The organism is Arthrobacter sp. NPDC056886, assembly GCF_042788715.1.
In the GTDB taxonomy this organism is placed as follows: Bacteria; Actinomycetota; Actinomycetes; order Actinomycetales; family Micrococcaceae; genus Arthrobacter.
In genome coordinates this window covers 14,836-39,270 of sequence record NZ_JBHUBT010000003.1, presented here as the reverse complement: position 1 = coordinate 39,270, position 24,435 = coordinate 14,836, and the positions used below count along the sequence as shown (strand labels likewise).

At 66.2% G+C, this 24,435-nt stretch carries 19 protein-coding genes and 2 tRNA genes; 5 read left to right on the top strand and 16 right to left on the bottom strand.

Annotated elements, in window-relative coordinates:
* Positions 1-77: 77 nt before the first annotated feature.
* The 3 genes from ACFRJ8_RS05925 to yidC all read right to left on the bottom strand — a co-directional run bounded on the left by ACFRJ8_RS05925 (position 78) and on the right by yidC (position 3,278).
* Positions 78-1,649 (bottom strand): Na+/H+ antiporter, encoded by a 1,572-nt coding sequence (locus ACFRJ8_RS05925; RefSeq protein ID WP_377985234.1) that lies wholly within the window; start codon positions 1,647-1,649, stop codon positions 78-80.
* A 172-nt stretch (positions 1,650-1,821) separates the two neighbouring features.
* Positions 1,822-2,475, bottom strand: coding sequence for an NAD(P)H-binding protein (locus ACFRJ8_RS05920; RefSeq protein WP_377985233.1), 654 nt, complete (start codon positions 2,473-2,475; stop codon positions 1,822-1,824).
* On the bottom strand, positions 2,472-3,278 hold the full coding sequence (gene yidC / locus ACFRJ8_RS05915) for a membrane protein insertase YidC (protein WP_377985232.1): 807 nt from the start codon (positions 3,276-3,278) through the stop codon (positions 2,472-2,474). The genes ACFRJ8_RS05920 and yidC overlap by 4 nt, the downstream gene beginning before the upstream one ends.
* 134 nt (positions 3,279-3,412) lie before the next feature.
* On the opposite strand from yidC, the gene ACFRJ8_RS05910 reads away from it, so the two are divergent.
* Both ACFRJ8_RS05910 and ACFRJ8_RS05905 read left to right on the top strand, forming a co-directional pair.
* Positions 3,413-4,003, top strand: a complete 591-nt coding sequence (locus ACFRJ8_RS05910) for a dihydrofolate reductase family protein (RefSeq protein ID WP_377985231.1) — start codon at positions 3,413-3,415, stop codon at positions 4,001-4,003.
* A 94-nt stretch (positions 4,004-4,097) separates the two neighbouring features.
* Positions 4,098-4,820 (top strand): HNH endonuclease family protein, encoded by a 723-nt coding sequence (locus ACFRJ8_RS05905; RefSeq protein ID WP_377985230.1) that lies wholly within the window; start codon positions 4,098-4,100, stop codon positions 4,818-4,820.
* Between the two features lie 950 nt (positions 4,821-5,770).
* Here ACFRJ8_RS05905 and ACFRJ8_RS05900 read toward each other — a convergent pair.
* Both ACFRJ8_RS05900 and ACFRJ8_RS05895 read right to left on the bottom strand, forming a co-directional pair.
* Entirely contained in the window at positions 5,771-6,592 is an 822-nt protein-coding gene (locus ACFRJ8_RS05900; protein WP_377985229.1) for a hypothetical protein, read from the bottom strand.
* A 275-nt stretch (positions 6,593-6,867) separates the two neighbouring features.
* Positions 6,868-7,476 carry a hypothetical protein gene (locus ACFRJ8_RS05895; RefSeq protein WP_377985228.1) on the bottom strand — a complete coding sequence of 203 codons (609 nt, stop codon included), beginning with the start codon at positions 7,474-7,476 and terminating at the stop codon, positions 6,868-6,870.
* Between the two features lie 502 nt (positions 7,477-7,978).
* Between ACFRJ8_RS05895 and ACFRJ8_RS05890 the strand changes: the two genes are divergently transcribed.
* The gene (locus ACFRJ8_RS05890) at positions 7,979-10,366 is read left to right on the top strand and encodes a bifunctional polysaccharide deacetylase/glycosyltransferase family 2 protein (RefSeq protein WP_377985227.1); all 2,388 of its coding nucleotides are present in this window, start codon (positions 7,979-7,981) and stop codon (positions 10,364-10,366) included.
* Positions 10,367-10,630: 264 nt separating this feature from the next.
* Here ACFRJ8_RS05890 and ACFRJ8_RS05885 read toward each other — a convergent pair.
* From ACFRJ8_RS05885 to ACFRJ8_RS05870, 4 genes are all read right to left on the bottom strand, one after another.
* A tRNA-Met gene (locus ACFRJ8_RS05885) sits at positions 10,631-10,704 on the bottom strand.
* A gap of 62 nt (positions 10,705-10,766) precedes the next feature.
* Positions 10,767-10,838, bottom strand: a tRNA-Thr gene (locus ACFRJ8_RS05880).
* 233 nt (positions 10,839-11,071) lie between these two features.
* Positions 11,072-13,192, bottom strand: a complete 2,121-nt coding sequence (locus ACFRJ8_RS05875) for a DEAD/DEAH box helicase (protein WP_377985226.1) — start codon at positions 13,190-13,192, stop codon at positions 11,072-11,074.
* 390 nt (positions 13,193-13,582) lie between these two features.
* Entirely contained in the window at positions 13,583-14,236 is a 654-nt protein-coding gene (locus ACFRJ8_RS05870; RefSeq protein ID WP_377985225.1) for an MOSC domain-containing protein, read from the bottom strand.
* A gap of 231 nt (positions 14,237-14,467) precedes the next feature.
* Here ACFRJ8_RS05870 and ACFRJ8_RS05865 point away from each other — a divergent pair, with 231 nt between their 5' ends.
* Positions 14,468-15,676, top strand: a complete 1,209-nt coding sequence (locus tag ACFRJ8_RS05865; RefSeq protein ID WP_377985224.1) for an acyl-CoA dehydrogenase family protein — start codon at positions 14,468-14,470, stop codon at positions 15,674-15,676.
* Between the two features lie 106 nt (positions 15,677-15,782).
* Here ACFRJ8_RS05865 and ACFRJ8_RS05860 read toward each other — a convergent pair whose 3' ends face one another.
* The 6 genes from ACFRJ8_RS05860 to ACFRJ8_RS05835 all read right to left on the bottom strand — a co-directional run bounded on the left by ACFRJ8_RS05860 (position 15,783) and on the right by ACFRJ8_RS05835 (position 22,662).
* On the bottom strand, positions 15,783-16,544 hold the full coding sequence (locus ACFRJ8_RS05860) for an SDR family oxidoreductase (protein ID WP_377985223.1): 762 nt from the start codon (positions 16,542-16,544) through the stop codon (positions 15,783-15,785).
* A gap of 63 nt (positions 16,545-16,607) precedes the next feature.
* Positions 16,608-17,984 (bottom strand): glycosyltransferase 87 family protein, encoded by a 1,377-nt coding sequence (locus ACFRJ8_RS05855; RefSeq protein WP_377985222.1) that lies wholly within the window; start codon positions 17,982-17,984, stop codon positions 16,608-16,610.
* 102 nt (positions 17,985-18,086) lie between these two features.
* On the bottom strand, positions 18,087-19,454 hold the full coding sequence (locus tag ACFRJ8_RS05850; protein WP_377985221.1) for an MFS transporter: 1,368 nt from the start codon (positions 19,452-19,454) through the stop codon (positions 18,087-18,089).
* The gene (locus ACFRJ8_RS05845) at positions 19,451-19,972 is read right to left on the bottom strand and encodes a winged helix-turn-helix transcriptional regulator (protein ID WP_377985220.1); all 522 of its coding nucleotides are present in this window, start codon (positions 19,970-19,972) and stop codon (positions 19,451-19,453) included. The genes ACFRJ8_RS05850 and ACFRJ8_RS05845 overlap by 4 nt, the downstream gene beginning before the upstream one ends.
* Positions 19,973-20,038: 66 nt before the next feature.
* Positions 20,039-21,259 (bottom strand): cystathionine gamma-synthase, encoded by a 1,221-nt coding sequence (locus ACFRJ8_RS05840; RefSeq protein ID WP_377985219.1) that lies wholly within the window; start codon positions 21,257-21,259, stop codon positions 20,039-20,041.
* Positions 21,260-21,276: 17 nt separating this feature from the next.
* A complete protein-coding gene (locus ACFRJ8_RS05835; protein WP_377985218.1) occupies positions 21,277-22,662 on the bottom strand; it encodes a cystathionine beta-synthase in 1,386 nt (461 codons plus the stop codon).
* Positions 22,663-22,732: 70 nt separating this feature from the next.
* Between ACFRJ8_RS05835 and ACFRJ8_RS05830 the strand changes: the two genes are divergently transcribed.
* Positions 22,733-23,926, top strand: coding sequence for an SLC13 family permease (locus ACFRJ8_RS05830; RefSeq protein WP_377985217.1), 1,194 nt, complete (start codon positions 22,733-22,735; stop codon positions 23,924-23,926).
* Positions 23,927-23,989: 63 nt separating this feature from the next.
* Here the strand turns inward: ACFRJ8_RS05830 and ACFRJ8_RS05825 are convergent, their stop codons facing one another.
* Positions 23,990-24,412, bottom strand: a complete 423-nt coding sequence (locus ACFRJ8_RS05825) for a VOC family protein (RefSeq protein WP_377985216.1) — start codon at positions 24,410-24,412, stop codon at positions 23,990-23,992.
* Positions 24,413-24,435 lie beyond the last annotated feature (23 nt).

Below are 24,435 nucleotides of genomic sequence, written 5' to 3'. Positions count from 1 at the left end.
GATGAGTACCAACCTCCCGGGCGCCCGGCGCCCGAGGAAGTTGCCAGCCCACCACCCGGGGTAACCGCAAAGGGCCATCACTCCGGCATGATCATGGTGCGCAGGTCCAGCTGCCGCAGCACCCGGTCCGCGACTTCCGGGTCCATGCCCGGCTCGTTCCGGGCCGCCACGACTTCCTGGCGGGCGGCGTCCAGGGCGATTGTCTGTACGGCAATCGCCAGTTCGCGGCCGCGCTGGCGCTGCTCCCCCGCGCTTTCATTCTTTAGGCTCCCGTCCAGCAATTCGGCGTGCAGCCGGGTCATTTTCTCCTTCACCAGCGCCACCTTCTCCGCAGGCAGTTCCTTCATCAGCTCGTTGTCCCTGAGCGCGGCGATCGCTGCCTGTTGCGCACGGCGGGCCAGGACGCGGGCGGCGTCGCGTTCTTCCGAACCGTCCTCGGATGCCTTCAGGACCCGCATGAGCCACGGCAGCGTCAGGCCGGGCAGTACCAGAGTGGCCAGCAGGACCGCGCAGGCGATCACGAGCAACTCGCTCCGGGCCGGGAACGGCGTGCCGTCCGCTACTGTCAGCGGAAGGGCCAGCGCCAACGCCAGGGTGGCCAGGCCGCGCATGCCGCACCAGGTCAGGATCAGCACGTCCTTGGCCGAGGTGGGGCGCAGGACGTCTTTCCTGGCCCGGGACAGGCCGGACATCATGGCCAGCCAGGCGAAGCGTGCGGCGAACACGAGGACGCACACAACCGCGGCTGTGCCGATCATGCCGAACACGGCGCTGCCCTCCTCGTGGATGACCTGCCGGACTTCCAGCCCCACCAGCCCGAAGGCGAGGCCCGTGATCAGCAGTTCCACGACGTCCCAGAACGCGGTCCGGGTCACCCGCTCTGCTGCGTCCCCGGGCCGGGAGTGGCGCTGCATTTCCAGGGCGGTGACGACGACGGCGATCACCCCGGAGGCGTGCAGCTCCTCGGCCAGGATGTAGGCGGCAAATGGCACCACGAGGGTGACGGCGCTCCGGGCCACCATGGAGGACACGAGGCGGGTGATCAGGCTGGTGAACCAGCCCATGCCGATGCCCACGACCACCGCGAGCGCGGCCCCCAGGACAAACTGGAGGACGACGTCGGAGGCGATCTTGGTGCCGGCGACGGCGGCGGCCACGGCCGCCTGGAAGATGACGATGGCGGCGGCGTCGTTGAAGAGGCCCTCGCTCTGGAGGACGTTGATGAGCCGCCGCGGCATATGGACACGGCTGGCGATGGAGTCCACGGCCACGGGATCCGGCGGAGCCACCATGGCGCCCAGGGCGATCGCGGCGGGAATGCCGATGCCAGGGATCATGAGCCAGGCAGCGCCGGCCACCACCGCCGTCGAGACCACCACGAGCGCGACGGCGAGCATGATCAAGGTGCGCCAGCGGACCCGGAAGACGGCCCAGGAGCTGCGCTGGGCCGTCGCGAAAAGCAGCGGCGGCAGGAAGATGGGCAGGATCAGTTCGGGCGGGATCTGAATCTCCGGGAAGCCTGGGATGAACGTCAGGGCGACGGCCAGGAGCAGCATCAGCACCGGGTAGGGCAGCCTCAGCCGGTCCCCAAGGCCCACGGCCCCCACTGTGGCCAACAGGAGTCCAACGATAAGTGCCAACTGGTCCATGTGCCCGCTTTCCCCGAGGCGGGCCGGGGCATCCCGGGTGGATGCGCGGGCCGCCCCCACTACCCTATCTAGGTCAGCGGCACTGGGCTTACGGTGCCCGGCCTAAGGTTCTGGGCTTACGGTTCTGGGCTTACGGTTCTGGGCCTAAGGTTCTGGGCTTACGGTTCTGGGCCTAAGGTTCGAGGGCCGCCGCGAGCGGGAGGGTACCGTCCCGGAACTGGATGGTGCGCCCAATCGTGACGGGCAGTCCGAGGACCGCCGCCGCCACCAGGGCCACGTTGGCGCGGGCGGTTGCGGTGCCGTCCGACGTATCGGCGGGGTCGACGTCGATCATCCCGTTGCCGGGCCCAGCCGTCAGCGTGCCGGGCCCCAGAATGGTCCAGTCAAGGCCTGAGCCGCGCAGATAGGCATCCGCCGCGGCCTTGGCCTCGGCGTAGGGGAAGAAGCCGTTGTCCGCGGGGACCCCATGGTCCGGCCCGGCGCCGAAGTAGGAGACCATGATGTACCTGCTGACGCCTGCTTCCGCCGCGGCGTCCATCGAACGGATCGCGGCGTCCCGGTCCACGGCGTACGTCCGTTCGGGGCTGCCGCCGCCGGCCCCGGCAGACCACACCACGGCGTCGTGGTTCCGTAGGGCGTCGGCGAGCTGCGCCGTCGTTGCGTTCTCCACATCCAGAAGCGACGGCGTGGCACCCGTGGCCGCGACGTCGGCCCCGTGGTCCGGGTTGCGGATGAAGGAGGTGACCTCCTGCCCGTCCGCCGCGAGGATCCTGGACAGTTCCAAAGCCACCTTGCCGTGGCCGCCGATGATTGCGATTCGCGTCATGGACCCATTCTGTCCCACCTAATGGCGAACTGCTGCCCCATGGTCCAAAGGTTGGTGGTGGTCCAGTAGATCAGTACGCCGATGGGGAACACGATGCCGCCCACACCGAAGACGACAGGCAGGCCGTAAAGAATCACCCTCTGCTGGGCCATGACCGGACTCGCCAGGGCCTCTCCGGACAAGGTCCTGGCCATGATTTGCTTCTGCGTGATGAACTGCGCGGCCGTCATGACCAGGATCATCACGATGGAGAGGACCCACACCGAGACCACGTTGCCGCCGGGAGGCGTTCCGTGAAGGAGCGTGGCCGAGAGCGGGGCATTGAAAATAGTGGACTGGTCGAACTGCATGACCTGCTCGGCACTCATGGCACCGACGCCTTGGCTCTGGCCCGCCGTGGTGCTGATGCCGGAGAGCACCTGGAACAGCGCGAAGAAAAAGGGCATCTGGATCAGCATGGGCAGGCAGGCCGAGAACGGGTTGGTGCCGTGCACCTTGTACAGGGCCATCTGTTCCTGCACCATGTCCTGGCGGGAGAGCGGATCGGTCTTGCCCTTGTACTTCTCCTGCAGCTTCATCAGGTCAGGTTGCAGGAGTCTCATGCGTTGCTGGGCGTCGACCTGCTTGAGGAACACCGGGATCAGGGCGGCGCGGATGACCAGCACGATCCCGATGATGGACAGGGTCCACGTCCAGCCGCTGGCCGCCGGCATGCCGATGGCGTTGAGGCCGTCGTGGAAAGCCGCCATCATGGCTGAGACCAACCATCGGAACGGGGCCATGATGGTGCCGATGAAGTCCACTGATTTCCCCCAACTGTCAGGTGCTGCAAAGCTACGGTGAAACTAGCCGCTTGTCACGGGCGCGCGCTGCGGGGGACTCTGCTGACCGGGAAATAGAAAGCCCCCCGAGCTGCCAGTGGTGGCATGATGGGCCCATGAGCCAAGTCACGTGCGATCTGACTGTCTCCCTCGACGGATTCCTCGCCGGCCCGAACCAAAGCATGACGGACCCTTTGGGCGAGGGCGGAGAGCTCCTGCACAGGTGGCAGTTCGAAGAACGCCAGTCCAACGCGGCCTGGCTCGACGGCATTCTCGCGGCCGGCGCCTACATCATGGGACGGAACATGTTCGCTGGGCCCGGGACGTGGGATGAAACGTGGCGCGGATGGTGGGGTGAGGAGCCGCCCTACCACGCGCCGGTATACGTGCTCACCCACCACCAGCGCGAGCCCCTGGAGATGCAGGGCGGCACCACGTTCAACTTCGTGACCGACGGGATCGAATCGGCGCTGGCCCAGGCGCGGAAGGCCGCCGGCGGCAAGGACGTGGCCGTTGCCGGAGGAGCGCAGACCGTCCGCCAATACCTGTCTGCGGGGCTGATCGACGAGCTGCGGCTCCACACCGCTCCTATGGTTCTGGGAGCGGGCGAGCGGCTGCTCGACGGCGTCGGAAATCTCAAGCTTGAGCCGACGGAAGTGGGCGGCACCAGCCTCGTTACCCACGTGCGCTATCGGGTTATCCGCTGAAACGCTGAGTCTTAGCAGTTCGCTTCTTCAGGTGCCAGGACGCCGGCGACGGGCGACTATTGCTTTCACGTCGTCCTGAGAGTAATCGAGAACCATGAACGTCCATCGCTCAAGCCATGTCGGCGCCACAGCTCTTCCGGTACTGAACTCCAGGCACTTGATTAAGCTGCGGCGGGCGGTGGGTGTAGCAGTGGTTGCGGCGGGCATGCTGCTGGCCGGCCTTGCCGTTCCGGCCGAAGCAGCAACCGTATATCAGGCCCCGCTGCGGACTGCCGTACGCGGACTGACTGTCGCGGCCGAGGTCAACGCCGGCTACGACCGGGACCGCTACTTCGGCGTCTGGGGAGATACCAACGGAGATTGCCAGAACACGAGGCAGGAAGTCCTGGTCCAGGAATCCAAGGGGTCCGTGTCCTATACCAACCGCGGTTGCATTGCCAGCAGGGGACGCTGGGTGACATCGTGGGACAACGGCGTTCACACCTCCTCGACGGAGGTGGAGGTGGACCATCTGGTCCCGGTTCATGAAGCCTGGGGCTCCGGCGCAAGGTATTGGTCCCAGGCGCGGCGCGTGGCTTTCTATAACGACCTTGGGGACAGCCGCACCCTGAACGTGCAGACGTCCACTCTCAACCACTCAAAGCGGGCTAGTGGCCCGGAAAGGTGGCTGCCGCCGAAGAATCGTTGCGCGTACATCGGCCAGTGGGTGGCGGTGAAGATCCGCTGGGGCCTGAGCGTCAACATCACAGAGAAGGCCGCGCTGATCCTCTACGCAGCCTCCTGCCCCAACGTCACCCTGACGGTAACCCGCGTCTAAGACCGGCCTCCCGGCCAACAACTATTTGTCCGCCGGGCGGAGCGAGGTGATTGTCTGCCGGATATCGTCGTACTCGTCCGTTCCCGTGTAGGCCTCCGGATTGTCCACGTTCGGCGTGGTGGCGTTCGTCGTCACGAGCGGATCATAGACACCGCCAAACGTTGCCACGCCCGGGGGCCACGTAAAGAAGTGGAAAATCGGGCAGGCACTGCTCCCCGAGGGTAGAGGCGTGGAAGTGATGCCGTAAGCCAACGGCTCCGGCTTTGACCCGTCAGTTCCGGCCCCGGCTCGGCCCTCGAAAACAAAGCGGGGCGTCACGCCTTTCTGCGCCAGCGCCGGCACGTCCTCCGAATCCATAAGGGAATACGGATACTTCTCAGTGCACTGCGGCCCGACCACAATATTGGTCCGCAAGGTTGCCATCGGCCTTCCGGCACCATTGAGGACCTCCACAAAAGCACCGCCGCGGGCTGCCTCACGGACCCGATCCTTGATGGTCCAGTCTGGCGGGTAATCGAACATAAGCTGGCCGTCCGACGTCGTGAAGGTCTTCCACTCGGTCTGCGCGGACGCCGGAGCGGATGCCGTCGCGGCCGATTCCGAGGAACTGGGAACGGCTGCCGCGGAACTAGGAGATGCTGAGCTTGCACTCGACGAACTGGTCCTCGGGCCGCTGGGCGGAGAGCATGCCGCCAGCAGAAGGGCGACGCCCAGCGCTGCGGAGACTGCTCTGCTGGCTGGTCCCAATCGGTTCATATCGGCCCTCTCCCCCTGGCGTGCACGTAGTCCGCACAATACGCGTTTTTCCCGTGTCAAAAAATGGGGTCTATAAAACCGCGCAATGCACAGGCCGCGACGGCCGCTTCTCTTGCCAGCAAAAGCGGGGACCGGCGAAACCCGCGAGCCCCCCGCAGTGTCTCCGGCCCAGCCGGAGGTCAGTCTCCTGTTACCTACTTTTTCATGAGGGCGTCGCCATAGCCAGCATCGCATTTGCCGTCATGGATGACACCTGCTCCCGGCGCCACCGCGTAGTTGCTGGCTGGGTTGAAGACGGCGGTGTGGACATCGGTCACCTTGCTCGCACATTTGTCGGCACCGGAAGCACTCACGCTCTGGCCGCCGATCCACATGTCGATCCAGATGGTGGAGTTGGTGCCGTCCGCGTTGACGCCCTGGTGGCACGGCCCTGCCTGGGGCCTACTGCCGTCGCCACAGGTGTCCTCGACGATAAAGTATCGACGCACGTCCGGAAGGTAGATCCGCGTGCCGGCCGGGAAGTCCAGCACGTCCTTACCCGTGGCGAGGGAATGCCCCACGGCGATGGTGATCGGGTCACTGTAGGTGCCTGCGCCCCCGGCGGTCTTGTGCAACACCGGGTGGCTAATGGTTGCCGAGCCCGCTGGCGTGTTGTCGTACCACGTGTACGCCGTCGTGTATGCGGTTTTGACAATCCGCTCGGAGGACGAGGCCGGCAGGACGGCCACCGGCTTCGGAGCCGCCGCAGTTGAAGTCTCCGCGGTTGCTTTCCCAGCTGCTGCCTTCTTAGTGGTCGCCGCTTCAGCAGCCTTGACCTTGGCGGTGGCGGCCGCCTGCGAGGCACCGACTCTTGCGGACGTGTCGTTGTGTCCGGCGCCGGAGCTGGCTTCGACTCCTGCTCTGGCGGAGCCTGCAGACTGTGCGGATGAGTTTGAGGTGCCGGTCACGGCACCACACGCCGAAGTGGCGAGTAGAACCGAGAACATGCCGGCGAACAGCAGATTATTCCTTAGCATGGGAATCCTAGCCTCTTCATGGGTCTGCGGAGGGGCAGTCCCATAGAGATATGTCCTGCCCGGAACCGGTCAGGGTAGGCAGGACGCAAGGCGTCGCCACCGCGAGCTACATCACACGAGACTGCGTTCAGGACGCTCAAGCGGGCGCGTGTGCCAACCGGTGACCTAGAGGCTACCGTGGTCGGCGCGTAGAGACCAATTGAAGGCGGCCATCGTCTAATCCGTGTGAATTAGAGGTCCTTCTACAACCTTTTAACGTTGGATTGGGAGTTGGGCTACTTGGCGACGAGCTCGTTCCCATATCCGCTGTCACACTCGCCGTCGTGAATGACGCCGTTCCCGGCCGCAACGACGTAGTTGTCTGCGGGGTCGAACACAGCGGTCCGCACGCCTGTTACTTGCTCCATGCAGCCTTCCGCCAAGGACGCACTTCCGCCCTCGCCGCCAATCCACATGTCAAGCCACACGGATGCGCCGCGATGCTCGGACGCCCCGGTGTGGCACGGGCCATCCTCTGGGGTGGGGCCGTCCCCGCAGGTGTCTTCCACGATGAAATATCGCCGAACATCCGGCAGGTATATCCGAGTGCCGGCGGGGAAATCCAGGACGTCCTTGCCCGTCTCCAGGGAATGCCCAACTGCGATGGTCACCGGATCTGAATAGGTTCCCGCCCCGCCTGCCTTTTTGTGGGCCACGGGATTGCTGATGTCGGGAGAGCCCTCGGGCGTGTTGTCGAACCACGTGTAGGCCGTGATGTAAGCGTCCGGAACGACTTTCTGGTCCGAAAATCCAGAACGCTTAAACGGAGCAGGGGTGCTTCCGCATGCGGCGGCAGCTAAACCTACCGAGAGCAAGGCTGCTGCCACTGTGATTTGTTTACGCATTCGGTATCTGCCTCCACCAAATTCCGGCCAAGTACGTTGAACCATACCCTTGCGCCCGTTGCCGCGGTAGCCGCGGTAGCCGCGGTAGCCACGAATACGGTCCCCCTTAATTCCGCGACAAAGAATCCGCTAATGCGTGGAGTCCTTGGTTCGTCCGGGGTGCGATAAGCGCTACGGCTTACAGATCGACGCCGATCCATGCAGCTTCCGGCTTTGCCCGCGACAAAGAGCAGACAGTAAATCGCCTCCGCGGAGTAAGTACAACGGTTTGAAAAATCGAGTATTCCTTACGCGTGTGTGGCCTTGTCGCTCGCCCCTACCGTCATAGGCACAGGCATAGGTCGTACGCCGCAGAAGGGCGGCTCAAGCAATTTCGGGGATATAGCGGAGATGCATTCTCCTGCAAATTGATCGTCAGCACGGGATGTCTTGCCCGTGAATCTAGCGTTCGTGCTCATGTTCTGGCTCAGGTTGGGGAGTAATTACATAGGCGAGGCAGCACATGAAGAAATCAGGCCCTATTTCCGGAACCGTACCGGTCTTCTTTGATCCAAGTGGAAAGCGGTGGAGAAAAGTTCTGCTCGCGCTGCTGGCAAGCGTGCTGCTGATGGTCCTGTCCGTCGTGTCGATTCTGCCCGGTGCCGCCGCTCCGGTGTGGAAGGGAGAGCAGAATCAGTCAGTGGACTACCCGCGGAAGTTGTTGTCTACGCAGGACCTGGAGAATATTCCCAGTATCGTCTCGGACGAGGGCTTCGCCATCGACCGGATCGCACTCGTTGAGCGAAACGACGGCAAAGTCCTGCTCAAGGATCCCTTCAGCACCACCATCTGGAGGGAAGCCACTACTGACGAGATAGAACTGATCGGCGACAGCCCCTACGTCATGGAAACTTCTGGAAAGCCGGCCGAACGGACGTTGATGCTGACCTTCGATGACGGGCCCGATCCGCAGTACACGCCGCAAATTCTGGACTTGCTGTCCCGTGAAGGCGTACCAGCGACGTTCTTTACGCTGGGTGACAACATGGTCAAGCACCCCGATATCTTCCAGCGTATGGTCCGCGAGGGCCACATGGTCGGCAATCACACGATGTCCCACATCGATTTCTGGGCCCACGACGACTACTACAACCGTCAGCAGATCATCGCGACTGACCGTGTCATGCGTGCGGCGGACAATTACGCATCCCGGCTGTTCCGGATCCCTACAGGCGACCCGGCAAACAATGCACTGGCGCTTCTGCAGGCGCAGCAACTGGGTTACCTCCACATCAACATGGACCTTGATACGCGAGACTGGGACCACGCGCCCGGAGTTCCCGTTCAAGTACCGCAGCTGGACGGCCAAGGCCACATTGTCCTGGTCCACGACGGCGGCGGGAACCGGGCCGCAACCATAGAGATGCTGAAGACCTTCATCCCGCAGGCAAAGGCTCAGGGCTACACGTTCTCCACGGTCCAGCCCCTTCTGCCGCCGGAATATATACCACGGTCAGACGTCGCCGGCGCCGTAGAAGACAAAGCAACCTTGGCCGCGATGACAACGTATTTGGTCACTCCGAATTTGATACTTAATTGGCTGTTCTGGTTCGGCGTCGGGTCCTTGACCATCCTTACGTTTCTGTTTGTGATTCTTGCCCTCGTAAACAATTACCGACAGAAAAAACGCCTTTGGTCCGTCATCAAGGAGGAAGACTGGCCTTTTGTTAGCGTGGTCCTGCCCGTTTTCAACGAAGAACTCGTCGTGACCAAAACACTGGATGCCCTGAGAGCAAGCGACTACCCCCGCATGGAAGTAGTCGCCATAAACGACGGCTCGACCGACGGCACCCTGGCTGTTCTTTCCAATTACGCGAGAATATGGCCGCAACTCCGCGTCATCGACCAGCCCAACGGCGGCAAGTCAGCAGCCAGCAACAACGGGATAGCCCAATCCCGCGGGGAAGTGGTGGTCACTCTCGATGGTGACACTTTGTTTGAACCCCAGACCATCAAGATGTTCGCCCGGCACTTTTGCGCACCTCGGAACGGAAAGAAAGTCGGAGCGGTTGCCGGGCACGTCAAAGTCGGAAACCGCCGCAACCTCCTTACCGCTTGGCAAAGTCTGGAGTACCTATCCGGTATCTGCGTCACCCGTATGGCGGAGGGGCTCCTGGGAGCGATCTCCATAGTTCCCGGTGCCTGTGCAGCATGGCGTCGGGAAGCACTCCTGGAAGCCGGCGGCTACTCCCATGACACCCTGGCCGAAGACGCTGACCTGACCCTGTCCCTGCAGCGGCTCGGCTACAGCATAGTCCAGGAGAACTTGGCGGTCGCGTGGACTGAAGCGCCCATGACAGTCGCGGGATTGTTCAAGCAGAGGCTCCGCTGGACGTACGGGAACATCCAGACCCTGTACAAACACCGGTCCATGCTCTTCAACCTCCGGTACGGGGCGCTTGGCGTACTCACCATGCCCTATGCACTGATCTCGGTCCTCGTCCCGCTGATCTTCATGCCGCTGACGGTCCTCGTTGCGATTACCAGCCTGGCCCGGGGAGAATGGCAGGCCGTCGCGATGTTCTCGGTGTTCGTCGCCGCAACTCATATGCTCATCTCGATAGTGGCCGTGCTGATGGTCCATGAGAGCCCCCTTCATCTGCTCATAGTCCCCATTTATAGACTCATCTACGAGCCCCTCCGCGCCTACGTGGTCTTTGGATCCGCCATTCAGGCCATTCGGGGCTCTGCAGTCGGCTGGTACAAGCCCGAACGCACCAACAGTGTCCTGATGCCGGTCCCCGCTGGTCCCGTCGGCCGCCTCACGCCAGCGCCAGTCGACCGTTTAGCCCGTCTTAGCCAAAGCGTTCTGCCAGTTACGGTGATTAACCCAGGCGAGCAGTCAACATGAAGAGCCCCGCGGCTCGCCTGACTGCCGTAGTCCAAGGGTCCGGCCCCGGCGCGCCCCGCACAGACTTCGTCCAGCGGAGGCGGGCGCACAGGGCCTTCCAATGCCACATGAATCACGCTGCGGCACTGCGATGCATGAAGCCGCCCTTGAGTAGCCACCTGTCAGAGACAGTGAGGTTGCTCCAGGGAATCTAAGAGGCGGCTCTCCGAAACCAACCAACAGAAAAGACCCCCGGAATCTCAAGGATTCCGGGGGTCTTGCCTGTAGCGGTGGGGAGGCTCGATCTCCCGACCTCACGATTATGAGTCGTGCGCTCTAACCAACTGAGCTACACCGCCATAAATGAGGAAAACCTGCGCTAAGCCGGTCAAAAACCGCCTTGACACAGGCCCTCATCCAGAGCCCCCCACCGGAATCGATCCGGTGACCTCGTTCTTACCAAGAACGCGCTCTACCACTGAGCTAGGGGGGCAACGAGTAAATACTCTACCGGAAGATTGGCCCACCAACAAATCGGCGGCCGGACGACGTCAGACCGGCCGAAAACAGCGGAAATCCGGGCTCCCCGCATGGTCGCGGAAGCCTTAATCGGCGGCCAGGACCGGCATGCCGCCGCGGCTGTGACGAAGCGAACACGCAGGCGGAATGGTTAAACAAGAACGGGCCGGCTCAGGAAGCCGGCCCGTTCTCAGTTGGTGCTAGTGGTTACCACTTGTTGCGGGGCTTGAAGCCGCCTTCGGTGCGGGGCTTGCGGGTGTCGGCGCCGAAGGTGCGCTGCTCGGAGCGCTCGCTGAAGGAGCGGCCGCCACGGTCAGCGGAGGACCGCTCGCCGTCGCCCTTGCGGAATTCGCGCTTGAAGCCGCCGTTGCCCTTGAAGTTGCCGCTGCCACCGGAGTAGCCGCCACGGTCCCCGCCGCGGTTGCCCTGGTAGGAGCCGCGGTCCCCCGAGCCGGAGGGCTTACGGCCGTTGTCGAGCTCGAGGTGGATCAGCTCGCCCCCGATCCGGGTGCGGGACAGGGCCTTGAGCTGATCGGCGCTCAGGTCCGCCGGGAGCTCCACGAGGGAGTGGTCCGAGCGGATGTCGATGCCGCCGATCTGGGCCGAGGAGATGCCGCCTTCGTTGGCAATGGCGCCAACGATGGAACCCGGCATGACGCGCTGGCGGCGTCCGACTGCGATCCGGTAGGTGGCGTTGCCCTCGGTCAGGGTGCGGGTCGGGCCGCGTGAGCCGAAGCCGTCCTTGGAGCGCTCGCGCTTCTGGAACTCGGGCGCTGCCGGCAGTTCCTTGACCAGGAGCGGCTGTCCGCCCTGGGCCATGACGGCCAGTGCTGCGGCGATCTCCGAGGCCGGCACGTTGTGCTCTTCCTCGTAGGAGGAGATGAGGTCGCGGAACGCGGCGACGTCCTCGGACTCGAGGGTCTCCGTGATGCGCTCGGCGAACTTGCCCAGGCGCAGCGTGTTGACGGTCTCGGCCGTGGGCAGGTGCATCTGCTCCACCGGCTGGCGGGTTGCCTTCTCGATGGAACGCAGCAGGTACTTCTCGCGCGGCGTCATGAACAGGATCGCGTCGCCGGAACGGCCTGCGCGGCCGGTGCGGCCGATGCGGTGGACGTAGGACTCGGTGTCGTGCGGGATGTCGTAGTTGACCACGTGGCTGACGCGCTCGACGTCGAGGCCGCGGGCGGCGACGTCGGTGGCGACGAGGATGTCGATCTTGCCGTCGCGCAGGGCCTCGACCGTGCGCTCACGCTGCTGCTGCGGGATGTCGCCGTTGATGGCGGCAGCCTGGAAGCCGCGGGAGCGCAGCTTGTCGGCGAGGTCCTCGGTGGCCATCTTGGTCCGCACGAAGGCGATGACGCCCTCGAACTCTTCGACCTCGAGGATGCGGGTCAGCGCGTCGAGCTTGTGCGGGCCCATGACCTGCAGGTAGCGCTGGCGGGTGTTGGCGCCCGTGGTGGTCTTGGACTTGACCTGCACCTCGGCCGGGTTGTTCAGGTACTGCTTGGAGAGCCGGCGGATCTGGCTCGGCATCGTGGCGGAGAACAGCGCAACCTGGCGGCCCGCGGGGGTCTGCTGGAAGATCTGCTCAACGTCTTCGGCGAAGCCCATGCGGAGCATCTCGTCGGCCTCATCCAGAACGAGGTACTGGAGTTCGGACAGGTCGAGGGAACCCTTGGAGATGTGGTCGATGACACGGCCGGGGGTACCCACAACAACCTGGGCGCCGCGGCGCAGGCCCGCGAGCTGGGGGCCGTAGGCGGAGCCGCCGTATACCGGGAGGACGGTGAAGTCGTCGATGTGCTTGGCGTAGGAGGTGAAGGCCTCGGCCACCTGGAGAGCGAGCTCGCGGGTGGGAGCCAGCACCAGGGCCTGGGTCTTGCGGGACGGGCCGTTGAGGTCGTGGAGCTCGGCCAGGCGGGACAGTGCCGGTACTGCGAATGCTGCAGTCTTACCGGTACCGGTCTGGGCCAGGCCCACGACGTCGCGGCCTTCGAGCAGCAGCGGGATGGTTGCTGCCTGGATCGGGGACGGCTTCTCGTAGCCGACGTCCTGCAGGGCAGCGAGGACACGGCCGTCGATGCCGAGGTCTACGAACTTGACGCCTTCTTCCTCGGCGTCCTCGTCCTTCGCCGGGGCGGAAGTGGCCTCGGTCTTGGTGTCAGCCTGCGGGGCAACTTCGGCTGCCGCGGCGGCCGGTGCTACAACGTTCGCAGGAGCCTCGGTGAATTCCGGGGCGGAGCCGGCTGCGGGGGCAGCCGTTTCAGAAGTCTCGACGTCGCTCTGAATGTTTTCGGTTTCGACGGAGTTGTTCTGATTTTCGGGCATAGGTGAAATTTCCTCATCCATAGGGGCCAAGCGGCACAACCCGAGGTGAGCGGAGCCGCAGTACGCGTGACACGAATTGCCGGGCGTACGGTTGACCGGCGGGTCACATAGAAGTCCGGCGCTTTCGCAATCCCGTGGCAGGACTTCCCGCTGCATCTCTTGGCTGCTATCCCAGCAGTCTGTACAGCGTTTTCTTTTGCCGGCTCTCCCTATGAAAATGCCCGCATCACAGTTGCGGGCCCCAACACTTGCCAGTCCTGCCTCAAGAATTGGGCAGGAATAAGGGATTTCCGGAGTGGGGGATATTTCAAGTGTAGGGCATGGATCAGAACAGTGGTAGTTGAGGGGCCGACGGCGGACGGTGAGCTTGCGCACACCGGCGCCCCAAGCCTAGACCCCGAGGCGGCGCTGCAGCTGCTCAAAGCCCTGGTGGTACTCGGGCTGCAGGCGGATCTGGCCGTCGGCGTCGGCGTCGCGCAGGGCCTCCATGTCTGCCAGTGTGGGGTCGGTGAACCACTTGGCGATCGTCACGCCGTGCGCGGGGACGAAGAGCTGGTGGATGTGGTTTCCGGCTTCGATGTTGCCGGTCTTGACCACCCGGAGGTAGGTGCCCACCCGGCCTGCCTCGGTGAACCGCTTGACCCAGTGCGGTTCGCCCATCCGGCGCTGGAAGGTAGCGCAGGGGATGCGGGGGGAGGTGACTTCCACCTCGACGTCCAGCCCGATCTTCCAGCGTTCGCCGATCACGGCGTTGGAGGCGTTGAGGCCCGTGATCCGCAGATTTTCGCCGAAGATGCCCGGCGGCAGGTCCCGCCCCAGCTCGCCGGCCCAGTAGTCGGCGTCGTCCTGCGAATACGCGTAGAGTGCCTGGTCCTCGCCGCCGTGGTGGATCCTGCTGGCCTGGACATCACCGCGCAGGCCGAGTTTGTGGACCCGCACCGGTCCGGCGACGGGGCGCTTGTCGATCGCGGTGACCCCGACGCTGCCGGGATCATCGAGCAACTGGTGAACCGTGCAGACAGCAAGCACAGATGCGGTTTCCATGGCACCAGTGTAGGCCTGCGGCACAGCCGGGCACCCGGACTCCGACGTCCCCGCAGGCCACCGACGCCCGCACCACCAACCCAGACGACCGACCCCGCGCGACGCTCCTGCCCAGTTACTTTCCTGCACACCCCCGCACATGCCTGGCGACACCGGCGAGTCGGCATGGATCCGCAATCGGGTCCGGAAGCAACTAGGCAGGAAGGCCGGGCGAGACCGTAGGATGCTGGAATGAGCAATGTGGCCGGTTTCCCCCATGGGTCAGAAGGTGACGACGTTTCCGATGTCCTGGCGATCGATTCACTGCTGAGCGCGGAGGAGCTGGCTGTGCGGGAGCGCGTCCGCGATTTCACGAACCAGCGGATCCGCCCCGAGATCGCCGGTTGGTACGAGGACGCCGTGTTCCCCCTGGACCTCGCCCCGGAACTTGGTGAGCTTGGCGTGCTCGGCATGCATCTGGAGGGCTACGGCTGCCCCGGCCGGTCCGCCGTCGAATACGGCCTCGCGGCCATGGAACTCGAGGCCGGCGATTCCGGCGTCCGCACGTTCGTCTCCGTGCAGGGCTCCCTCGCCATGACAGCCATCCACAAATGGGGCTCCGAGGACCAAAAGCAGGAGTGGCTCCCCCGGATGGCCGCCGGCGAACTGATCGGCGCGTTTGCCCTGACCGAGCCCACGGCCGGATCCGATCCGGCGTCCATGACCACCTTCGCCCGCCCCGATGGGACCGGCGATAGCGCCGGCTGGATCCTGGACGGGGCCAAACGCTGGATCGGGCTCGCGTCCGTGGCGGATGTGCTGGTGGTGTGGGCCATGACCGACGACGGCGTGCGCGGTTTCCTCGTCCCCGCCGGCACCGCCGGGGTCACCGCGACCCCGATCGGGCAGAAGCTCTCGATGCGCGCCTCCATCCAGTGCGACATCACCTTCGACGCCGTCCGGCTGGGCCCGGAGGCGCTGCTGCCGGCGGCCCGGGGGCTGCGGGGCCCGTTCTCCTGCCTCAACGAGGCCCGGTACGGGATCGCCTGGGGTGCGATGGGCGCCGCCCGGGATTCCTACGAGGCCGCCCTGGCCTATGCCCAGGAGCGGCTGCAGTTCGGCAAGCCGCTGGCCGGCTATCAGCTGACGCAGGAGAAACTCGTGAACATGCTCCTGGAAATCCAGAAGGGCACGCTGCTGGCCCTGCACCTGGGCCGGCTCAAGGACGCCGGCACGTTGCGTCCGGAGCAGATCTCGCTCGGCAAGCTGAACAACGTGCGGGAGGCGCTCGCCATTGCCCGGGAGGCGCGCACCATTCTGGGCGGCAACGGCATCACGCTGGACCATTCCCCGCTGCGGCACGCCGCCAATCTGGAATCCGTCCGCACGTACGAGGGCACCGACGAAGTCCACACGCTGATCCTGGGCCAGCACATCACAGGTCTCCCCGCCTTCCGCTAGCCGCGCGAGACGTCATTTCACGGCAGTGTTTGGCGCAAACACTGCCGTGAAATGTCGCCTCGGCGGGCGTCCCTGCAGAGGTTCCGGATCGAGGTCCAGGGCGGGCTCAGGCGGAGAACCCGCCGTCGGCCTTAACCAGCTGCCCGGACATCCAGCGGCCCTCGGGCGAAAGCAGGAACGCGACCGTCCCCGCCACGTCCGCCGGAGTCCCCAGCCGGCCGCCCGGGTGCCGCCGGGCCAGCTCGTTCCGGAGCGGCTCATCCATCCAGCCGGTGTCCACCGGTCCCGGGTTGAGGACATTCGAGCTGATCCCGAGCGGGCCGAGTTCCCGGGCCGCCGCGATCACGATCCGGTCCAGGGCACCCTTTGAGGCCCCGTAGGGCAGGTTGAACGCGGTGTGGTCACTGGTCAGGGCCACGATGGCGCCGCCGCCGGGACCGGCCTGCCGGGCGAACGCGGCAATCAGCTGCCAGCTGGCCCGGGTGTTGACCGCGAAGTGCCGGTCGAAGCTTGCCAGGGACGTGTCCAGGATGCCGGAGTCCACGGATTCGGCGTGGCTGAGCACCAGGCCCTGCAGGGTTCCGGCCTCGGCCGCAGCGGCGGCCATCAGCCGGTCCACGGCCTCCGGGTCCTGGAAATCCGCCGGCAGCGCCACCACTGCGGAGCCGATCGCCTGCAGCTCGGCGGTGAGGCGGTCGACGTCGTCCGGCTGGACACCCCATGGCATCCGGGCGTCGTAGTCCTGCCAGAACGTCAGGACGAGGTCCCAGCCGTCCGCGGCCAAACGGCGCGCGATGCCGGCGCCGATTCCGGCGAGCCTGCCGACGCCAGTGACAAGGGCAGTCTTACGCGGGACAAGGTTGCTCATGCCGGACAGCCTAGCGGTGGCGGCCGGCGCGGCGCCTGCGAAACGGCATCTACGAAGCGGCGCCTACGAAAGCGGGGAAGAGGCGGTGGCCTGGACGTCCCGTTCGGCGGCCGGCCCGGACGCGAGGCCGAGCCCGGGTGGCAGGTCGAGCCCCGGTGCCAGCGCTTCAAGCCGCAGGGCGACGAGCCAGCACACCAGCAGGGCCACGGCGCAGAAGACGCCGGCGCTGGAGGCCATGATCCACAGGCCGGGCGTCTGGACATCAAGGTTCTCCGCGCCGAGGGCTGTGCCAATGGTCTTGGGCGAGAACAGGAAGACGAGGATGGAGATGCCTAGCACGACGCCCATGGTCCAGCGCATTGCGGCGTAGCGGCGCGGGGTTTCCCGCAGGGTCCAGGCGAAAGCCGGAAATATTGCCGCGACCCAGACCCAGTGGTGGGACCACGAGACCGGGCTGATCAGCAGCATGGTGAGCGCCGTCGCGGACACGGCCACGATGCGGGCGCCCTGGTCGCTGGCGGCCTTGATCACGCCGGCGCCCACGGCCACAACCATCAGGCTCAGCACCAGCCACGGCACAGTGACGTGCGCCTCCGGGACACCGAAGTGCAGCAGGGCGCCCTTGAGCGACAGATTGTCCACATAGCCCGCTCCGCCCATCCGGGAGGTGTCCGGCAGCATCTGGAGCCAGAACTGCAGGGATTCGGCCGGGCGCAGCAGCCAGCCGAGCACCGCGGTCGCGGTGAAGCCGGCAGCCATGTTGCCCAGTCCGCGCCAGTCCTTGCGGACCAGGTAGTACAGCCCGAACACCAGGGGCGTGAGTTTGATGCCGGCAGCGACGCCCACCAGGAAGCCGCTGCCGGGGAAGCCGCGGGTCCAGCGCCGGTTGCGGGCCAGCAGGTCCACTGCGATCAGGCCCATCAGCAGGGCGTTGATTTGGCCGAACACCAGGGTCTCGCGCCACGGGCCGAGGTTCAGCACCGCCAGGACCAGGACGGCGGCGGCCCAGCCGTTGCCAGGCGTCCGGAAGGTGGCGCGCCAGGAGGATTTCGCGTTCCAGTACCGGACCGCACGGGCCGCGGTCAGGATCGCCACGACGGCGCCGGCCGCGTTAAACAGGTTCAGCGCTGCCGCTTGGGGCAGCCGGGCCAAAAGGCCGAAGATGAGGGCGGCGAACGGCGGGTAGGTAAACATCAGGTTCGGGCCGCCGGCCCAGTCCACATTCCCCCTATACAGGTCCGAGGGCGCCGCGCCGGCGTCGTTGAGGATTTTGCCGCCGTACCAGTAGACGCTGAAGTCCAGGCCGTGCTTGGCCCAGACGCCGAGCGAGATCCAGATGAAGTAGCCCACCGCGGCGACGGCCAGGATGACGGAGAGCCGGAGCAGCTGCGGGACGGGTGAGTGCCGCGCCGGGCTGTGGTCGGAATCGGGCACTGACATGAATTCCCCAATCGGGCTGCTGGTGTAGACGCTGGCCGTTTGGTCGGTTCCGTCCAGGGCGGCGCAAACGCGCCCTCGCTGTCGGGTCAGTCTACAGAACAGCTACGCCGGGACCGGGACCGACTCCGTCTTCCGGGCGTCCTTGCGGATGGTGGCGCTGATGACGGCGGCGATGGTGCACATGGCCGCGGCGGCAAACCAGGCGTAGGTGTACTGGCCGGTGGCGTCACGGACCGCCCCGGCTGCAAGGGCGGCGGCGGCGGCGCCGAGCTGGTGGGCCGCGAACACCCAACCGAACACGACGCTCCCGTCGGCGCCGAACACCTGGCGGCAGATCGCGGCCGTGGGAGGCACGGTGGCCACCCAGTCCAGGCCGTAGATGACCACGAACACGATCATGCTGGGCTGGACCGTGGCGCTGAGCAGCAGCGGCAGGACCAGCAGCCCGATCCCGCGGAACTGGTAGTACACGGCGAGCAGGATCCGGGGGTTGAAGCGGTCCGTCAGCCAGCCGGAGGCGATGGTGCCGATGATGTCGAAGAGGCCGACGACGGCGAGCAGGCCCGCCGCGGTGGTTTCGGGCATGCCGTGGTCATGGGCGGAGGGGATGAAGTGGGTGCCGATCAGCCCGTTGGTGGTCGCGCCGCAGATCGCGAAACCGGCAACGAGGGCCCAGAAGGTGCGCACCTTGCTGGCCCGTTTGAGGACCTGCAGGGCACGGACCGCGGCGTTCCGGCGGGGCTCCGCCGTCTCCGGCCCGGGGGCTGCCTGGCCGGGCGCTGTCGTCCCCGATTCGGACGCTTCCACCCCGGTGCTTGCGCCGGCGGCCGGCGGCGTCGCCCCGTAGGGCAGCACGCCGACGTCGGCCGGTGAGTTCTTCAGGAACTTCAGCACCAGCGGCACCACGGCCAGCGCGCCGGCACCGATGAGGAGCGAGGCCTGCCGCCAGCCCGGGTCCTGGGCCAGGAGTGCGATGAAGGGCAGGAACACGAGCTGCCCGGCGGCACTGCCGGCCGTGAGGATGCCGATCACCAGGCCGCGGCTCTTGGCAAACCAGGTGTTAGCGATGGTGGCGGCGAAGACCAGCGCCATGGACCCGGTGCCGAGCCCGATCAGCAGCCCCCACGTCAGCAGGATCTGCCAGGACTGGGTCACGAGGACTGTCAGGGCGCTGCCGGCGCCGATCAGCACCAGGGCCACGGCCGTGACGGCACGGATGCCGAAGCGTTCCATGAGGGCCGCCGCGAACGGCGCCGTCAGCCCGAAGAGCACGAGGTTGATGCTGACCGCGGCAGAGAGCACGGTGGTGGACCAGCCGAACTCGTTCTGCAGCGGCACCATCAGCACGCCCGGCGCTGCCCGGAACCCGGCGGCGCCGACCAGCGCGAGGAACGCCACGGCGGCGACGGTCCACGCCGGGTGGATGCGGCGGCGGACGGGAACGGGGGGCATGGTGTCCGGGGCGCTCATGCGGCGGTTCCGTTCTGGACAGGGGTCCCGGTGCCGGCCGAGGCCAGGGGCACGGGGTCCGCGGTGCGGGAGAGGCTGTGCCAGCTTGTGTTGGCGGCCGTCAGCGGTTCCCCGCAGGCCGTACACGTGTCCGCCGAGGAGGTCCGCTCCCCGCAGCCGCTGTGGATGACGAACATGTGCGCCTGCCCGGACGGCGCCGGGAGGTGCTTTTCGGCCCAGATCACGACGGCGTTGAGCACCGGGAGGGCGTCTTCGCCCTTGGCGGTGAGGACGTATTCCTGGCGGGTGCGGCCGCCGTCGTCGTAGGGCCGCCGGGTGAGGAGGCCGGCCTCCACGAGCCCGGAGAGCCGCTTGGTGAGCACGGAATCGGCCACCCCCAGCCGCTGCTTCATGGCCTCGAAGCGGCCGTTGCCGAAGAACACTTCGCGCAGGACCAGCATGCTCCAGGGATCGCCGAGGATGTCGAGGCCGCGGGCCATGCTGCAGGTCCGCTGGGACCAATCGGATCGGAGTGCCATGCGGACCACCCTAGCTGACTCTCTTAGAGAAAGCTAGGGTGGTCCGCGCTGCGGATCAGCTGCCGCTCAGCTGTTGTCCGCCAGCGATGAAATCGCAGCGTCGAGGTCCGCGATCAGGTCCTCGACGTCCTCGATGCCGCAGGAGAGCCGAATCAGGTTGACCGGGACCGCCAGTTCGGTGCCCTTGACCGAGGCGTGCGTCATTTCCGAGGGGTAGTTCATGAGCGATTCGATCCCGCCCAGGGACTCGGCCAGGGTGAAGACAGAGGTCGATTCGGCCACCTTGCGTGCCGCGGCCTCGCCGCCCTTGAACTGCACGGAGATCATGCCGCCGAACTTCTTCATCTGCTTCCGGGCCAGCTCGTGGCCCGGGTGCGAGGGCAGGCCCGGGTACAGCACGGCCTCCACCTCGGGGCGTTCCAGCAGCCATTCGGCCACGGCCTGGGCGTTGTCGCTGTGCCGGTCCATGCGCACGCCGAGGGTTTTCAGGCCACGGGTGGTGAGGAAGGCGTCCATCGGCCCGGACACGGCGCCGACGGCGAACTGGACGAAGCCGATCTTCTCCGCCAGCTCCGGGTCGTTGACCACGATCGCGCCGCCGACGACGTCCGAGTGACCGCCGATGTACTTGGTGGTGGAGTGCACCACGATGTCGGCGCCGAGGGCGAGCGGGGTCTGCAGGTACGGCGAGGCGAACGTGTTGTCCACCACGAGGAGCGCGCCGGCGTCGTGCGCCACCTTGGCGAGCGCCTCGATGTCGGTGATCTTCATCATCGGGTTCGACGGCGTCTCCACCCACACCAGGCGGGTCTTGCCGCCGCCGCCGACGGTGCTGTCGGCAGTGCCGCCTGCTGCGACGGCGGCCGCGACCGCGTCGAGGTCGGCCATGTCCACCGGGGTGTTGCCGATGCCCCACTCCCCCAGGACCCGGCTGATGAGCCGGTATGTTCCGCCGTAGGCGTCGTTGCCGAGCACAATGTGGTCACCGGGGCGGGTGAGGGCGCGGATCATCGAGTCCTCGGCGGCCAGGCCCGAGCTAAAGGAGAACGCGGCGCTCCCGCCTTCCAGCGCGGCCAACTGCTCCTGCAGCGAGTCACGGGTGGGGTTGGTGCCCCGGCCGTATTCGTAGCCGTCCCGCAACCCGCCGATCCCGTCCTGGGCATAGGTCGACGAGAAATGCACGGGGGGCACCACCGCCCCGGTGCGGGGCTCAAACGCCTGGCCGGCGTGGATGGCGCGGGTGTTGAAGCCCGGGTTTTTCGAGGAAGAGCTTTCAGGCAAAGACATGGGACTCCTTGAACTGGTCAGTTGCTGAGGTACGCGAGGAGGTCGTGGCGGGTCAGGATCCCCACCGGAGCGCCGACAAACGTCACCATGAGGGTGTCAGCGTCGGAGAGGAGTTCGCGGGCGGTCGAGATCGATTCAAGCGAGCCGATCACAGGGAGGCGGGCCTCCATGTGTTCGGAGATTTTGTCCGAGAGTTTGGCCTCGCCGCGGAAGAGCTTGGCCGTGAGGGTTCGCTCGTCCACGGCGCCGAGGACCTCGCCCATGACCACGGGCGGTTCCTGGGACAGGACGGGGATGTGCGAGACGCCGTACTCGTTCATGATGTTGATGACATCGCGAACGGACTCGTTCGGGTGGATGTGGACGAGGTCCGGCAGTTCACCGGTCTTGGCCTTGAGGACCTCGCCCACCGAGGCCTCGTCCCCGCTGGCCAGGAAGCCGTAGGAGCGCATCCACTGGTCGTTGAAGATCTTCGCCAGGTAGCCGCGGCCGGAGTCCGGCAGGATGACCACGACGACGGCTTCCGCCGGGAGATCCTTGGCGACCTCCATGGCGGCCACGACGGCCATGCCCGAGGACCCGCCCACCAGCAGGCCTTCCTCGCGCGCCAGCCGACGCGTCATCGCGAAGGAATCGGCGTCGCTGACGGCAATGACGTCGTCCGGGACGGACTTGTCATAGTTGGCCGGCCACATGTCCTCGCCTACGCCCTCGACAAAGTACGGGCGGCCCGTGCCGCCGGAGTACACGGAGCCTGCGGGATCCGCGCCGATGATCTTCACGACCCCGCCCTCGGCCGCGGCCCGTCCGGCGGAAACTTCCTTGAGGTACCGGCCGGTGCCGGTGATGGTGCCGCCGGTGCCGGCGCCGATCACGCAGTGCGTGATGCGGCCGTCGGTGTCGTGCCAGATCTCGGGGCCGGTGGTCTCATAGTGGCTGGCCGGGGCGGCCGGGTTGGAGAACTGGTCCGGCTTGTAGGCGCCCGGAATCTCCGTGACGAGCCGGTCCGAGACGCCGTAATAGCTTTGCGGGCTGTCCGGCGGGACGGCGGTGGGGGTGACCACCACTTCGGCGCCGTACGCCTGGAGCACGGCCCGCTTGTCTTCGCCGACCTTGTCCGGCACGACGAAGATGCAGCGGTAGCCCTTCTGCTGGGCCACGAGGGCCAGGCCAACGCCGGTGTTGCCCGAGGTGGGCTCCACGATGGTGCCGCCGGGCAGGAGCTTGCCCGTTCGTTCGGCCTCCTCGATCATCTTCGCCGCAATGCGGTCCTTGATCGAACCGCCGGGGTTCAGGTATTCCAGCTTCACCAGGATGGTGGCTGCGATGCCATCGGTCACGTGGTTGAGTTTGACGAGCGGCGTATGGCCAATGAGGTCCAGGATGGACTGGGCGTACTTCATAGGTACAAAGTTACCGTCTCCGAACGGGCAGGCACGTCGGCGCGGCCACGGCCCCGGCAGGTGCGAGGATATGGCGGTGAAGAGGATAGCCCGGCTGAAGAAGCTCAAGAGCTACGCGCTGCCCGCTGGCATGCTGCTGGCCGGCTGCGCGGCGCTGGCCACGGGGCTGCTGCCGCTCCCCGCCTTTCAGGAGCTGGCAGCACGGACCGTGCCGGTGCTGGCGTTCGTGCTGGCGATGTCCCTGGTCACGGAGCTGGTGGATGAGGCCGGGCTCTTCCGCGTGGTCACCGAGCGGCTGGCCGTCCTGGGCCGCGGCCGGGTCCTGTTGCTGTGGCTCCTCGTGATCGCCCTCGCCACCGTTTCCACGGTGTTCTTGTCCTTGGATACGACGGCGGTGCTGGTGACGCCCGTCGTCGTGCTGCTGGCCATTCACGCCCGCATTCCGCCGCTGCCGTTCGCACTGACCACAGTGTGGCTGGCGAACACGGCCTCCCTGCTGCTGCCGGTCTCCAACCTCACCAATCTGCTGGCGCAGGACCGGCTCAAGCTCAGCCCCGCCGCGTTCGCCTCGCTGGTGTGGGCCCCCGCCCTGGTGGGGATCCTCGTGCCGCTGGTGCTGCTGTGGCTGGCGTTCCGGAAGGATCTGCGCGGCAAGTACGGGCCGCAGCCGGTCCATAAAGTGCGGGACCGGGTGCTGCTGTACGCGGCATCCGGGGTCATGGTGGTCCTGCTTCCGGCGCTGGTCTCCGGGGTTCCGGTGCAGATCCCGGCGCTCGCGGCGGCCGCGGCCCTGCTCCTGCTTTTCCTCTGGCGGCGGCGCTCCGTCCTGCGCTGGTCCATGATTCCCTGGCGCCCGCTCATGCTCACGTCTGGACTGTTCATGGTGGTGGAGGCCCTGCACGCCAACGGGCTCACCCGGTTCCTGTCCGGGATCGCCGGCACGGGCGAGAGCTTGCCGGCGCTCCTGCAGCTCGCCGGCCTGGGCGCGGGGGCAGCCAACGCCGTCAACAACCTGCCCGCCTATCTGGCCCTGGAACCGGTGGGCGGCTCCCCAGCCCGGCTGGCGGCCCTGCTGATCGGCGTGAACCTGGGCCCGCTGGTGACCCCGTGGGCTTCCCTGGCCACACTGCTGTGGCACGAGCGGCTCCGTTCCCTCAACGTGGAGATCCGCTGGGGAGGCTTCGCCGTGGCCGGCGTGGTCGCCGTCGTCCTCACCGTCCCGCTGGCGGTCGTTGCATTGTGGCTCACCACGGGGATGCACTGAGGCCGGTGCTGAGATAGTTGTTCTGAGTTGGACGAATTGAGGGGCCGGCGCGCCCGTCAGGGATCAGGCGCCGATGTCATCCACCGCTGTGCCGGTGCCGCCTTCACGCGGGGCGTTCTGCCAGAGACCGACCACGTTGCCTTCGGTGTCCCTGAAGTAGGCGGCCCAGCCCATGGTGCCGACCTCCTGCCGCGCCAATACCGTGCTGCCACCCAGCGAGTTGATCTTCTCCAGCGCCGCGTCAATGTCATCGACATCGACGGTGACCACCGGGGACGTGAGGTCGCCTTCGCGGTGGAACATACCGCCGTTGATGGAGCCCGCAACGGAGGGCATGCCCGTCGCATCCGTCGGCGTGGTCTTGATCATGGAGTAACTCATCTCCGGCACGACGCTGACCTCCCAGCCAAACGCCGAACTGTAGAACTCCCGTGCCCGGCCCTCGTCGTCTGCGGGGATTTCGAAATGTACTACTCCACCAGCCATCACACTCTCCTAAGAACAAGGAT

Bases quoted from the DNA above. Each gene is read 5' to 3' on its own strand.
- ACFRJ8_RS05925 (WP_377985234.1), bottom strand. From the start codon at position 1,649: ATGGACCAGTTGGCACTTATCGTTGGACTCCTGTTGGCCACAGTGGGG.
- ACFRJ8_RS05920 (WP_377985233.1), bottom strand. From the start codon at position 2,475: ATGACGCGAATCGCAATCATCGGCGGCCACGGCAAGGTGGCTTTGGAA.
- ACFRJ8_RS05910 (WP_377985231.1), top strand. From the start codon at position 3,413: ATGAGCCAAGTCACGTGCGATCTGACTGTCTCCCTCGACGGATTCCTC.
- ACFRJ8_RS05905 (WP_377985230.1), top strand. From the start codon at position 4,098: ATGAACGTCCATCGCTCAAGCCATGTCGGCGCCACAGCTCTTCCGGTA.
- ACFRJ8_RS05900 (WP_377985229.1), bottom strand. From the start codon at position 6,592: ATGCTAAGGAATAATCTGCTGTTCGCCGGCATGTTCTCGGTTCTACTC.
- ACFRJ8_RS05895 (WP_377985228.1), bottom strand. From the start codon at position 7,476: ATGCGTAAACAAATCACAGTGGCAGCAGCCTTGCTCTCGGTAGGTTTA.
- ACFRJ8_RS05890 (WP_377985227.1), top strand. From the start codon at position 7,979: ATGAAGAAATCAGGCCCTATTTCCGGAACCGTACCGGTCTTCTTTGAT.
- ACFRJ8_RS05875 (WP_377985226.1), bottom strand. From the start codon at position 13,192: ATGCCCGAAAATCAGAACAACTCCGTCGAAACCGAAAACATTCAGAGC.
- ACFRJ8_RS05870 (WP_377985225.1), bottom strand. From the start codon at position 14,236: ATGGAAACCGCATCTGTGCTTGCTGTCTGCACGGTTCACCAGTTGCTC.
- ACFRJ8_RS05865 (WP_377985224.1), top strand. From the start codon at position 14,468: ATGAGCAATGTGGCCGGTTTCCCCCATGGGTCAGAAGGTGACGACGTT.
- ACFRJ8_RS05860 (WP_377985223.1), bottom strand. From the start codon at position 16,544: ATGAGCAACCTTGTCCCGCGTAAGACTGCCCTTGTCACTGGCGTCGGC.
- ACFRJ8_RS05855 (WP_377985222.1), bottom strand. From the start codon at position 17,984: ATGTCAGTGCCCGATTCCGACCACAGCCCGGCGCGGCACTCACCCGTC.
- ACFRJ8_RS05850 (WP_377985221.1), bottom strand. From the start codon at position 19,454: ATGAGCGCCCCGGACACCATGCCCCCCGTTCCCGTCCGCCGCCGCATC.
- ACFRJ8_RS05845 (WP_377985220.1), bottom strand. From the start codon at position 19,972: ATGGCACTCCGATCCGATTGGTCCCAGCGGACCTGCAGCATGGCCCGC.
- ACFRJ8_RS05840 (WP_377985219.1), bottom strand. From the start codon at position 21,259: ATGTCTTTGCCTGAAAGCTCTTCCTCGAAAAACCCGGGCTTCAACACC.
- ACFRJ8_RS05835 (WP_377985218.1), bottom strand. From the start codon at position 22,662: ATGAAGTACGCCCAGTCCATCCTGGACCTCATTGGCCATACGCCGCTC.
- ACFRJ8_RS05830 (WP_377985217.1), top strand. From the start codon at position 22,733: ATGGCGGTGAAGAGGATAGCCCGGCTGAAGAAGCTCAAGAGCTACGCG.
- ACFRJ8_RS05825 (WP_377985216.1), bottom strand. From the start codon at position 24,412: ATGGCTGGTGGAGTAGTACATTTCGAAATCCCCGCAGACGACGAGGGC.